We start from the raw sequence: 13,615 nt of genomic DNA, 5'->3' as shown, positions 1-13,615 counted from the left end.
CGGAGTGTGGGGACGACGCGGAGGCGAACGCCGCCGCGATCGTGATGTAAGTTTGGATACACGTCGGCGCGCGGCGCGCGCCGCTTCGGCCGCGCGTTGCAAACCACCGGCGGCGCCGCCCGCGAGGGAACGAATTTGCGCGCGTCACGGTTGCTCTAGCCTTGCGTAACTGGAGCTTATTCTCATGTGAGAGTGACCGTTGGCGCGCAATTCCGTTCGTCCCGTCAAATCTGCCGCTCGCCCCTTCAAACCGTAGCGTGATCGTGAATTTTCTGCGACCCGCCTCCTTTACCCCCGCAGCAGAAACGTTCTTTGCCCCGCCCAGGTGCAGGCGATAGCCGTGCGCCCGTGTCCGCCGGGCCGTTGCTTTTTTGTTAGTGCCAGAAACCAACCCCATGCATACAGCCAAAGACCAAACACTGCCTAGATACGCAGTAGCGCTCTCCGCGTTGCTGCTCGCCGGAACCTCGTGGGCGCAGACCGACACCCGCTCGTCGGAGGAGAACGAAGACATCGTTGTGCTTTCGCCCTTCGAAGTCTCTGCCACTGAGGAAACCGGCTACGCGGCCGCGACCACGCTCGCGGGCAACCGTCTGAACACCCAGTTGCGCGACATCGGCAACGCGGTCTCGGTCGTCACGTCGCAGTTCCTGAAGGACATCGGCGCGACCAACAACGAGACCCTGCTCCAATACACCACGGGCACCGAAGTCGGTAACATCTACGGTAACTTCGCCGGCACGGGCGACGGCTCGTTCCTCGACGAATCGACGAAGTTCACCCAGCCCAACAACAACACGCGTGTCCGCGGTCTCACCGCCGCCGACAACACCCGCGACTACTTCATGACCGACATCCCGTGGGACGGCTATTCCGTCGACGGCGTCGATCTGCAGCGCGGTCCGAACTCGATTCTGTTCGGTCAGGGCAGCCCGGCGGGTATCATCAATATCCGCACTAAGCAGGCCTCGTTCCGCAACTCGAACGAAGTCACCGCCCGCGTCGGCAGCTTCGGCAGCAAGCGCAGCACGCTCGACGTGAACCGCGTGCTCCTGAAGGACGAACTCGCGATCCGCCTCGCCGCCGTGTATAATGACGAGGAATACAAGCAGGATCCGGCCTACGAGACGCAAAAGCGCATTTTCGGCGCCTTGCGTTACGAGCCCAAGTTCCTGAAACGAGGCAACGCCCGCACCATCATCAAGGGCACGTTCGAGGCCGGCCGGGTCGACAGCAATCGCCCGCGTTCGCTCCCGCCGATCGACTTGATCACCCCGTGGTTCAAGAGCGGCACCTACCAGGGCTTCTACACGAGCAACGGCACCGACATTACGGGCGAGGCCGTCAAGGCCGGTGATAAGCGCACGTTCAACTACCTGAACCGGGAAACGTTCATCCCGTCGCAGCTGCAGGACGACAACACCGGCCTGCCGAATCACGGTCAGATGCGTCCGTTTATTAACGGCGGCCCCACTGGCGGTCGTTTCAGTCCCTACTACAATCCATGGCTGGGCAACTTCGGCAACCAGTTCGGTGGTCCGCTTGTGTTCTTCAACGACAACTCGCCGACCTCCACCGGCGCCTGGGTCGCGGAACCGAAGACGGTTTATGGCATCGGGCCCAACGGCCAGATCGATAACGGCCTCGCCCTTCCCTTCCAGCGTCCGACCGGTATCGCCACCATGGCCTCGTTCGCCAAGAACGCCGGCCTGCCGTACTCGAAGTTCGGTATCTACAAGGACGTTTCGATCACTGACCCGTCGATCTTCGACTTCTATAATCAGCTCCTCGACGGCCCGAACAAGGGCGAGTGGCAGCGGTTCCGCACCTACAACCTGAACCTCGCCCAGACCTTCCTGGACGATCAACTCGGTTTCGAGCTCGTCTATAACAACGAATGGTCGAAGCGCGGTCAGCTCTCCCTCCTCTCGGGCGAGCGCCAGGCGATCTACATCGACATCAATCGCGTCTATGGCGACGGCACGCCCAAGGGCAAGGATGGCGAGCCCTACGCCGACGGCACCCCGAATCCGAACCTCGGCCGCGCGTTCGTCAGCGACAACGGCCTCTACGGCAACAGCGAAACCGTCACCGAACGCGAAGCGTCCCGCGCGACCGTGTTCGCCGCCCATGACTTCACACGCGACGGCAGCGGCGTCCTTCGCCGCATCCTCGGCCGCCATGTCATCACCGGTCTCGCCGCGCGCGACGAGGTTAAAGCCGACAACCGTGCCTGGGGCCGCTACGGCATCCGCGATGATGCTTACGAACGCCTGCTCAACAGTGGCGCCACGCCGCTGAACATCAACTCCAACGAGCTCGTTCCCAATACCGTCATCTACCTCGGACCCTCGCTCCTGAGCCGCAGCTCGGCTTCCGGCGCGAACCTCCCCGCACCTTCCGCGGTCCACGTGGTGACTAGCGGCAACGTGAAGACCTTTGACTCGCACTGGAACGCCCCGAACGTCGATCCCGCCGCCCTTTGGAACAACGAATACTATCCGGCCGAGTATCCGAACCACGAACCCGTGACGGCCTACACCTCCACTCAGTCCGAAAATCCGGCCAACTACGTCGGCTGGCGGAATGTGCCCGTGCAGATCACTGACTCCGAGGCCGCTCCCGGCAATCGCGATCTCCTCACCCGTGAGGCTCGCCTCACCCGGTCGCTGGTCACCTCGACCGCCGCGGTGTGGCAAGGTCACTTCTGGGACAACTCGATCGTCGGCACCTGGGGAGTTCGCAAGGACATCTCCAAATCATGGACGGTTTCAAAGACAACCAATAGCCCGGATAGTGTTCGCGGCATCGTGAATCTGGCGAACGGATACGAGCTGCCCGCGGACTACAACAACCGCATCCAGGTCACGTCGCATGCGTGGACGGCCGTCGCTCACTTGAACGACCTCCCGTTCCTTGCCAAATGGGGGAAGGATCTGCCGATCCAGGTCAGCTTGTTCTACAACAAGTCGACCAACTTCGCGCCTGAGGCGCAGCGCGTCGACCTCTACGGGGATCCGATCGCGGCGCCCGCCGGCGAGACGACCGACCAGGGCATCCTGCTTGAGACCAGCGACGGCAAATATTCGCTCAAGATCAACAAGTACAAGACCAAGGCGGTCAACGCCAACAGCGGCGCGCTCGGCGGTGCCTGGTTCCTCGGCTCCTCGCAGGCTTGGGCCGCCAACTGGGTGAACCGCTTCGAGTTCAACTGGACTCAGGACAGCAACGCCGGCGCCGTCGCGGTTCCCGATCCGACAAACTCGCAATACAACTACGGCCAGGCTAATGGCGAGTCCCTCGAACAGGCTCAGGCCCGCGAAGCGGCGGTCATCTCCGCCTGGCGCGCCTGGCAGAAGAGCGTGAACCCGAAGTTCTACGAAGCCTGGAAGATCAACCTGAACGATCCGACAAAGGGCGTGACTGCCAGCGTTCCGGCCGGCTTCGCCGTAACCGAAGACAGCGTCTCGAAGGGCTATGAAATCGAGTTCAACGCCCAGCCGATCCGCAACTGGCGCCTGACGTTCAACGCCGCGAAGACCGAAGCCATCCGCAATAACATCGGGGGCAAGGCCATCAGCGAGTTCATCGACGCCTACCAGACCGCCCTCGCGGGCGGCGCCCCGGGCTCCGTCGGCGACCTCCGCATCTGGTGGGGCGGCGCCGGCAACGAGACCGTGCTCATGCAGTGGTACGCGAACATCGGTTCCGAGTATGCCCAGCGCAAACTCCAGGAAGGCACCAACGTTCCCGAACTGCGCGAGTGGCGCTTCAACGCGATCACGAACTACGACTTCGACCAAGGCTTCCTCAAGGGGGTCAACGTCGGCGCCGGCGTGCGCTACGAGTCGGATGTCGTCATCGGCTACAAGCCGGTCGGCGAACCGTACGGGGATGCGATCTCCTTCGACATCGCCAACCCCTACAAGGGACCGGCGCAAACGAACTATGACTTCTGGATCGGCTACAATCGAAAGCTATCCACGAAGATCGATTGGAGCATTCAGCTCAACATCCGCAACGTGGGTGTAGGGGACGAGCTGATACCGATCACCACTCAACCCGACGGGACACCGGCGAGCTACCGCATCAGGCCGCCGCAAACCTGGACGGTTACCAATACCTTCCGGTTCTAGGCTCCGGTTGGTTTGCTTGGACGACGCCCCCGGCTTCACGGCCGGGGGCGTTTTTTTTGCGTGTTGCGTGCCGACGCGATGAGCGACCGCGCGCCACCGCCCTCGTCGCTTACAAGTGCTGCAGGATCTCCCGGCAATGAGCCGCCGTCGTCCGGTTCCCCTGCCGCTCCGCCAGCTCCGCGCCCGCCACGAGCACGCGTTTCGCCTCGGCGGTGCGTCCCACCGCCGCATAAGCCTGCCCCAAAAACAGCGCGGCCTGCGGATCCTCGGGACGCTCCCCGCGAAGCGCTTCCAGCGGCGCAATCGCGTCCGTGAAACGTCCCTGCACCAGCAGCAAGGTGCCAAGACTCGCCTGCAGCTGTGGACTGGCCGCGTCGAGCGCGAGCCCATCCCGATAATGCTGCTCTGCGCGCGGCACCGCACCCGATTTCTCCGCGGCCTGCCCCGATTGAAAATGCCAGTAAGCCATCAGCTGACGGGCTTGCGGCTGCGTCGGATTCGCCTCAAGGAGGCGTCGCAGATACGACTCCGCGGCGGCAAGATCGCCCACCTCCATCTCGATCTGCCCCAGCAGCGCCAAGGCCGGCGCGAAGCGCGGCTGCAACACCAGCGAACGCCGCATCGCCTGCACCGCTTCCGCCGTGCGGCCCAGCGCCAGCAACGACGCTCCGAGATTGAAGTTCGCTTCGGTGTCGTTCGCATTGAGCGCGATGGCTTCGCGAAACGCCACGATCGCATCGTCGTGTCGTTGCAGGTCCGCCAGCGCCGCTCCTTTCGCGTTCCACAATTCCGGCGCTGATCCGGACCGCTGCAATCCGCGCTCCGCGGCCTCAAGCGCCCGGCCGGGATCCTTTGAATCGCGATACGACTGGCTGAGTAGCACGAAGACGACCGGCGGCGGCCGGCCCGCGACCGGCAGTTGCAGGCAGCGCTCGAGCGTCTCCGCTGCGGCCTGCGGCTGTCCCAGTTTCAAATACAGATCGCCGAGCATCTCGTAGCCCGCCGGGTCCTCCGGCGCGAGTTCCAGGGCCCGCCGAAAATATCCCAATCCCCGATCTCCGCGCCCGAGCTGATACTCCATCGTGCCGAGCACGAACAATCGCTTCGGGTCATAACACCACGCGTTCAACTCGGACAACCAGGGGTCGTCGGCCTCGCGAAAGCGCCCCGCCGCCCGGCCGAGTTCGCGCTCCCGACGCGCGCCCGCCTCGTCGCCTTCCGCCGCGAGCATCTCCGCGAGCAGATTGTGACTCGAAGGAAAATCCGGCACGTCGCGCACGATATCCTCGATCGTTCGTCGCGCCTCGGGGCGTCGACCGGCCTGCAACGCCAATCGCGCCAACCCCAGCCGCGCATACGGATCTCCCGGCACGAGCTCGAGGCGCCGACGATAGTCCCGCTCCGCCAAGTCCGCGTTCCCGGTTTTGAACGCCTGCTCCGCGCGCTGCAGCCACGCCGGAGCGTAGTCGGGTGCGAGCGTCAACGTCGTCTCGAGCAGCTTCTCGACCTCGCCGTAGTCGCTCGCCGTCCGACGCAGGTCCGCGAGATAATACGGCCACCGCGGCTCGCCCGGCTCCAGTCCCCGCAGCAGGCGCCAGCACGCCTCGGCTTCCGCGCGGTAACCATTCGCGTGATACAAACGCCCGAGTTGGGCTAATCCCTCGCGCAGCGTGGACCGCCCGCGCACCAGCGCGTTCGCTTCGTCCAGCGCCCTCGCCAGCTGTTCGGGCCGCCCGCTCAGCGACGGCCGCGCCGGCATCGCCGCGACGATCCGCTCCAGCCGGCGGCCTTCGCGCCAATGCCACGCGCCGGCCCCCAACGCAGCCGCGGCGGCGAGCAGCGCGAGCGCAAACAGATACTTGCGACGCGCGTCGCGCGGATCCGCCTCGCTCGGTCGCCCACCCGCTTCGCTCTTTATTTTTTTCGCCACAGGGTGATGTTGCTCAGATTGTCCGGTGTCGGAAATGCCCGACAGCCTCCCGTCACGATCTCGGGCACGCCGTCGCCGTCGAGGTCACCCACCGCCGCCGTGATCAGTTGCGTCGGCACGTGAGCGATCACCACCGGAGTGAAGTTCATCTTTCCGTCGTTGAGCCAGGCCATGATCGAGATCGCCTCGGGATCGCTCCAATCCGCAAAACCACTCACCGCCACGAGATCGAGCGACCCGTCGCCGTCGAGATCGGCCGCACACGGCGCATACGCGCCCGGCATGTCGCCCACCCGATGAAAGCGAAAGCTTCGGCCGTCCACATTCTCGAGCCACTGGATCCCATGCCATGGCCGCGGTCCGCGCATCGAATAATCGAAACCGTCGCCGTTCGTATAAATCAGATCCGGACGTCCGTCGCGATTGAGGTCGACCACGTCGAGCCCGCTGCTGCCGTAGTCTTCGTTCGTCGAGCCCCAGACGACGGCGTCCCTGAACCTCCCGTCGCCTTCGCCCCAAAACAGGTGCACCTCCTCCCATTCCTGCGAGATCAGGTTCGCAAAATCGACGTGCCCGTCGCCATCGAAATCCGCCACGGGCGTGTGAATCGAGCCGGACTGGGTGTTCAACGTCACGCTTTCGAACTGCCAGCCGCCAAGATTTTTCATCCAACGGGTCTCGCCTTGGTCATAGCCGAATTGCCCGACGATCAGGTCAAGACGTCCGTCGCGATGCCCCGACACATTCGCGGCGCGCACGTCCGTCACGCGCATCACCTGATCGATCAACACGTGTTTCCGGAAACGAACGTTGTCCACGTTCTCCAGCACCACCACCGCACCGATGCGGGCGTTGTTCGGCATGATCTGCCCCATGCTCGCGACCAGCACGTCCAGCCGGCCGGTGCCATTCACATCCGCCGCCGCCACATGCGCGGGGCCCGCGATGTCCTCGCCGATGATGTGCTCCGTAAACACGCCGCGCGGCGCCTGGCGGATCCAGCGGACGGAATTCTTCTGCGCCTCGCAATAAACGACATCCGCCAGACCGTCGCGGTCGAGATCCACGATCTGCAGGTGCGTCACCATCGGCCGGCCGAAGTCGGCGACCGGCGCCCCGATCGCGGACGGCTCATAGGCGAGACGCGGCCGCGTTTTCTCCCCCTGAACCGTCGCTGGCTGCACGGCCGCGGTCGGCCGCCCGCCGTCGCTCCATTCCGAATACACCACGCCGAGCGTTCCCGCGAGCGCCAGCACGAAGATATAGGCCGCCACCGAGGTGGCTCCGGGCATTTTCATCTCAAAGTCCCTCCCTCATGTCGGGCGGCAACAGCTGCCGCGCCAGTTCGCGTATCCGCGAATCGGGTATGCCTTCGCCGAGCACGCGAACGAGAAGCTGCCAGCGGTAGAGTGTCACCATGCTGAGCGAGCGCACCTTCGCCTCGTCGACTTCGGCCAGGCCTCGTCGCACCTGCTCCCGCGCCGCGTCGAACCGCCGGCCTTCCGCGAGCAGCACCGCCAGTTCCACCCGGCGATCCCATGGCAGCGCCCCGCCCGCACCGTCCACCACCTGCTGGTCGACCACCTTCACCAGCCCATCGAACTCCGCTCGTTCGCCGCAGGCCATCGCGACCTGCGCCCGCGCCACCAACGCGTCCATTTCGTCCGGGAACGAACTCGCCAGCGCGCGCCCCGCGGCCGCCGCCAGATCGAGTTGACCCGTTTCCGCAAAATACGCCGCTAACCGGCACAGGGCCGTGGCATCGCTCTGCAACTCCGTGACCTCAAACACCGCTACTGACTGGTGCTCGAACCCGGGGATTTGCGGGAGCTGGTAGGCGACCGGCCGCAACCATCGCGGCGGCAGCCAGCGGTGCAGCAGCGCCACCAGGGTGTGACTTTCGTCGTCGGATCCGAGCCGCGCATACTCGTCCATGAAGGCGTCCCACGAGGGCAGGACGATGTGGGTGACGCCGCGTCTTTCCGCCAGCGCCCGCGCTTCATCCGGCGTCGTGGCGCTGCAGATCCGCACCGCGGCCGCAAAACCGTCTCGATTTTCTCGATACGGCGTGCCGAGTCCTTGCAGCCCGCCGTGGAAGTAGAACGATGTTGTCAGATGAGGCGGCGCCAGCACCACCGCGCCCGCAGCCCCGGTGCGCTTCGCGAGCCAGTGGGCGAGGTCGCGGCCAACCAGCGCCTCGATGTCCCGGGCATCGACCTCGTCCGAGGCGCTGCGGCGGTCCGGGACCATTGCCGCGAGACCGCCGACGACGGACGCCAGGCCCAGCAGCGCCCCCGTCGGCGCGAGCCAGCGTCTCGTCGCCGCGAAAGCCGGCGTGGTCGCGACCCACCCCACCGCCACGGCGATTGCCGCCAGATCGAACGCCGCCCACAGGCGAACCTGCCATCCGGCCGCCACGGCCAGCACCCATGCGGCGGCCGTGGCCCAGATAAGCGCCGCCGGCGCCTGTCCGCGGGACGCCCGCTGTCCCACGTCGACCGTGACCAGTGCCACAAACCCGAGCGGCAGCAGGGTCGCGATCAGCACCCCCGCGATGCCCTCGCTGGCGATCAGCTCGAAAATGTTTCCCGCCCCGACTCCTCCGCGTAACGGCGAGAGCTGTTCGGCGAATTCCGGTTTCATGAGCGCGCCGCCGTCCGCCCAGATCGCAGTCGTCGGCACCGCCAGCAGCGCCACCGCCGCCAACCCGGCGAGGATGATCGCCTTCCCCCGGCTCGCGCGCACGTCTTTCGCCGCGCCGCTCCACCGATGCAACCATTCCGCCGCCCCCAGGCAGGACACGCCCCACAGCGGATGCACTGCGGCCAACCGCAGCGTTCCCCACCGATCCGGGTAATATTCCAACCAATACGCCACCAGCACCACGGCGGCTGCTCCCAGGCCCCACCAGCGCCACCCGTCATCCAACTCCGGTTCGTCGGCGCGGCGCGCCCGCTTCGCCCAAGCCACCGCGCCCCCGCCCGCGAAGGTCGCCACCAGGAGTGGCCATGCATCGGCGGGATCGAACCACAACGACAAACCCGCGAGCAGCCCCGCTGCCGTAAGCCACCGGCGCGGGTTTCTCGCGCGTGCCGAAGATCCCCGCGGTGGCAGCAGGCCGGCCACGAGCAGCAAAAAACTCCCCAATCCCGCCGCCAACATCAGCCCGTGGTCGTCGACCCTGCCGCCGCTGTAGATGCTCGTCAGCGGGAACAGGCTCGCCACCCCGAGCGCTGCCACGCCTCCCGCCAGAATCCCCAACCGCCACGCCATTGCCGCCGCCACCGCGACAAACAGCAATCCGCGCAGCAGGGGATTTGCCCGTATCGACATTTCCTCGACAAGAGTTCCCAGCGCCCGCCCCGAGGTCGCGTGCTCCACGCGCGCGAGAAATGCCAGCCACCAGCGATACGGTGAAGCGGTCCAGACCTCCCGCCCCGCCGGCGCATTATCATAAGTCGTGTGCCGCACACGCCACCCTTCCGCTGCGAGCATCTGCTGCGTCTGCGCCATCCACTCATAGTCGTGGCCGCTTCGCTCCGGCAAAACGATCCGGCGCACGCCTCCGGCAAAACCCGTCGATGACGCCGCGTCCGGCGTCAAGGCGTCGCCGCCCGCGAGCCGCGAAAACGTTTCCACCCGTTCGATGCGGACATGATCCGTCCAGAGCACGAAGCCCAGCGCAACAAGAGGAACAATGATCCCGACGCAATAACCCAGCCGGCGGAGTAAGCTCATGCGGTCGGCATCGACTGAAGCTTTCGCGCGCCATGCTGGCAAGCGCGGTCCGGCGCGCGCTTGACTGCCGCAGGCGCACCCCGATTCTCGTCCGCGCTCCGGTTTCACCCCACCGCGCGTTCCCCGTCGACGCGGTTTCCCGTTCCAATCGCCGGACGTCCATGCCCCGCTTCGCTTCCCTTCGTCGCACGCTGCTCGTTCTCCTCCTCGCTTCCGGATCGCCGCGCCTGGCGGCCAGCGCGATCTCCGCGACGCCATTCGCGGCGCATTCCGGCCCCCGCGGGGCGACGCTGTTCACCGTTCTTCCTCCCGCCCACATCGGAATCGTCACCGAAAATCGCTACGCCGATTCGCGCATGTGGGGCGACCTCTTCCCGGAATTCACACTGGGCTCGATCGGCACGGGCGTCGCCATCGGCGACTACGACAACGACGGCCGGCCCGACCTCTTCGTCGTCGCCAAGACCGAAAACGGACGACTCTTCCGCAATCTCGGGAACTGGAAATTCGAAGACACCACCGAACGCGCCGGCCTTCCCGTCGATCCGGAAAGCGCCGCCGTGTGGAAACAGGGGGCGACGTTTGCCGACATCAACAACGACGGATTGCTCGATCTCTACCTCTGCCGTTTCGGCGCGCCTAATCTGCTCTACGTTAACCGCGGCGACGGCACCTTCTCGGAGGAAGCCGCCGTGCGCGGGCTGGCCGTCACCGACGCGTCCGCGATGGCTGCGTTCTGCGACTTCGACCGCGACGGGTGGCTCGACGTCTACGTGCAAACCAATGTCCTCGATTCCAGCCAGCACCCCGCCGGACAGCGCGACTACCTTTTTCGCAATCGCGGCGACGGCTCCTTCGCCAACGTCACCGACCGTGCCGGCATCGCTGGCGAAACCCTCGGCCATTCGGCCACCTGGTGGGATTATGACCGGGACGGCTGGCCCGACCTCTATGTGGCAAACGACTTCTCGCGGCCCGACAGCTTGTATCGGAATAATCGTGACGGCACGTTCACCAATGTCCTCGGTGAGGTCGTGCCCCACACGCCGCACTCCTCCATGGGGGCGGATCTCGGCGACATTGATAACGACGGCTGGGAGGATCTGCTGGTGGCGGATATGGCCGCCACCACTCCCGTGAAGGACCAGCGCGGCATGGCCGAGTCGCGTCTGCTCAACAAGGAAACCGCCGAGGACACCACGCCGACCGCGCAATACATGCGCAACGCCCTCTACCTCAACACCGGCACCGGCCGCTGCCTCGAAATCGCGGCGCTCGCCGGCGTCGCGGCTTCGGACTGGACCTGGTCGGTCCGTTTCGAGGACCTCGACAACGACGGACGCGTCGACCTCCATTTCTGCAACGGGATGGTGCGTGAGCTGCACAACCTCGACCTCATGGCCCGTGTCATGCGAGCGGAGAGTTCCGACGAGCGCATTCGCGTCATGCAACGCAGTCCGGTGCTGCGCGAGCGGAATCTCGCGTATCGGAATCTTGGCGACATGCAGTTCGCCGAGGTGGGCCGCGAGTGGGGTCTCGATCAGGACGGCGTCAGCTTCGGGGCGGCGCTCGCCGACTTCGACGGCGACGGCGATCTGGATCTGGTTCAGGCGAACTACGAATCGGGCGTGACGGTCCTGCGTAACGACTCCGATTCCGGGCACCGCCTGGTCGTCGCGCTCCGCGGCGTTCGCTCCAATCGCTTCGGCATCGGCGCCCGCGTGGAAATCGAAACCTCCTCCGGCATCCAGACCCGCACCCTCGTGCTCGCGCGCGGTTATCTGTCCAGCAGCGAACCCGTCCTGCATTTCGGACTCGGCGAGGAGGCAAGCGTGCGCCGCCTCACCGTTTTCTGGCCCAGCGGCAGCGTGCAAACCTTCGAGAATATCGCCGCCGATCAGCGCCTGCTCGTCACCGAGCCCGCGACACCCACGCCGCCTGCCACCAGCGCCGAAATTGCCCCGCCGCAATTCACCGACGTCACCCGCACGACGCAGCTCGGACTCGATGCACGCGAGCGCACGCTCAACGAAACGGCGCAACAACCGCTGCTGCCGTTTCGACAGAATCGGCGCGGTCCCGCTGCCGCGGTCGGTGACCTCAACCGTGATGGGCGCGACGACATCGTCTTCGGCGGCACCCCGGCGAGCCCGGCCCGACTGCTCTTGGCAGTGGATGGCGGCACCTTCACGGCGATCGACGCCGCCGCGCTGACGGCCGCGTCCGCCGCCAACGACGGGCCGGCTCTGGTGTTTGACTGGGATTCTCACGGCACGGTCGGCGTGCTCGTCACCCGTTCCGGTTCGGCGCTACCCGCCCACGCACCGGGATATCAACCGCGTCTGCTCCTGCTCTCGCCGGATGGCACGTTGAGCGCCGCGCCGCCCGACACGCTGCCTGCCCTGCCCCTCAGTGTCGGTGCGGCGGCCGCCGTCGATTTCGACCGCGACGGCCTTCTCGATCTCTTTCTCGGTGGACGCGTCGTCCCCCGCGAGTATCCGCTCCCGGCCCGCTCGGCCCTGCTCCTCAATCGCGGAGGCCGTTTCGAGGATGTCACGGCCACGCTCGCGTCGGACTTGCTCCAGCCGGGCCTGGTCACCTCCGCGATCTGGTCGGACATCGACGGCGATGGCTGGCCCGACCTGGTCCTCGCCTTCGAATGGGGCCTCGTGCGCTGCTGGCGCAACGATCGAGGCCGGCGGCTCGTCGAGATGAGCGATACCGCCGGGTTTGCCTCGGCGGGCTCCGGTTGGTGGACGTCGCTCGCCAGCGCCGATTTCAACGCCGACGGGCGGCCCGACTTCGTCGTCGGTAATGTCGGTCTGAATACGCCTTATCGCGCAGACCCCGCGCATCCCGCCCTGCTGCTTCACGGCGATTTCCGCGGCAACGGCACTCCGATTGCGATCGAGGCGCTCTTCGACGGAGAGCGCCTGCGGCCGCGCCGCACGCGTTCCGAACTGGGCGCGGCGTTGCCCGCCGTGACGAAACGTTTTCCGCGCAACGACGCCTACGCCTCCGCGTCACTCAACGACATCCTGGGCGACGGGCCGCTCGCGCAGGCCCGGCGTTTCTCCGCCACCGAGCTCCGCAGCGGCGTTTTCCTCAGTCAGCCCGACGGCACCTATCGTTTCGCTCCCCTGCCGAACGTCGCGCAGGTTGCGCCCATCCAGGGCCTCGCGGCGGCCGATTTCGACGGCGACGGGTTCGCGGACATCTACGCTTTGCACAACTCGTATTCGCCGGTGCCCTCCATGGGTCGTTTCGATGGCGGATTGAGTGTGCTCCTGCGCGGCGACGGTCGCGGCCATTTCACCCCGGCGCCCGCGAGCGAAAGTGGTCTGGTGGTGCCCGGCGACGCCAAGGCCCTGGCGGTGCTGGACTGGAACCAAGATGGCTGGCCCGACTTCTTTATCACTCGCAACCGCCTCCCGTCGCTGGCCATGGAGAATCGCGGCCGCCCCGCTCGCCATCCTCTCGCGGTCCGCCTGCGCGGCGCGCCCGGAAACGCTGCCGCAATCGGCGCGCGAGTGGAGCTCGAAACCACGGACGGCCGCCGGCAATCCGCCGAGGTTTTTGCCGGCAGCGGCTATTTTTCCCAGTCCAGCGCCACCTGCTTCTTCGGCTGGACCGACGACGCCGCGCCGCGGCGTGTCCATGTGCGCTGGCCGCACGGTCATGAAACAACCGCGGACGTTCCCGCCGGCGTCGCCCGATTCGAAATCGCGCTTCCGACCACGCCCTGAGCGCACGCCCCGCGCCTCTAGCCGGCGACCTTGACTCGACCTTCGACCCTGCGGGACGCTTGCCC

Annotated in this window: 5 protein-coding genes; 2 read left to right on the top strand and 3 right to left on the bottom strand. The window is 66.1% G+C overall.

What is annotated here, in order from left to right:
* Nucleotides 1-395 precede the first annotated feature (395 nt).
* Nucleotides 396-4,136 (top strand): TonB-dependent receptor plug domain-containing protein, encoded by a 3,741-nt coding sequence (locus AC6RV7_RS13360; protein WP_500094500.1) that lies wholly within the window; start codon nucleotides 396-398, stop codon nucleotides 4,134-4,136.
* 109 nt (nucleotides 4,137-4,245) lie between these two features.
* Here the strand turns inward: AC6RV7_RS13360 and AC6RV7_RS13355 are convergent, their stop codons facing one another.
* From AC6RV7_RS13355 to AC6RV7_RS13345, 3 genes are read right to left on the bottom strand one after another with little or no spacing between them, the layout of a single operon-like run.
* A complete protein-coding gene (locus AC6RV7_RS13355) occupies nucleotides 4,246-6,066 on the bottom strand; it encodes a tetratricopeptide repeat protein (protein WP_500094499.1) in 1,821 nt (606 codons plus the stop codon).
* A complete protein-coding gene (locus AC6RV7_RS13350; RefSeq protein ID WP_500094498.1) occupies nucleotides 6,051-7,364 on the bottom strand; it encodes an FG-GAP repeat domain-containing protein in 1,314 nt (437 codons plus the stop codon). The genes AC6RV7_RS13355 and AC6RV7_RS13350 overlap by 16 nt, the downstream gene beginning before the upstream one ends.
* Before the next feature lies 1 nt (nucleotide 7,365).
* Nucleotides 7,366-9,804 (bottom strand): hypothetical protein, encoded by a 2,439-nt coding sequence (locus AC6RV7_RS13345; RefSeq protein WP_500094497.1) that lies wholly within the window; start codon nucleotides 9,802-9,804, stop codon nucleotides 7,366-7,368.
* A gap of 161 nt (nucleotides 9,805-9,965) precedes the next feature.
* Here AC6RV7_RS13345 and AC6RV7_RS13340 point away from each other — a divergent pair, with 161 nt between their 5' ends.
* On the top strand, nucleotides 9,966-13,550 hold the full coding sequence (locus AC6RV7_RS13340) for a CRTAC1 family protein (RefSeq protein ID WP_500094496.1): 3,585 nt from the start codon (nucleotides 9,966-9,968) through the stop codon (nucleotides 13,548-13,550).
* Nucleotides 13,551-13,615: the final 65 nt, after the last annotated feature.

The sequence above is a fragment of the Opitutus sp. sgz309028 genome, from assembly GCF_059821195.1.
This window is presented reverse-complemented; position numbering and strand designations above follow the sequence as displayed.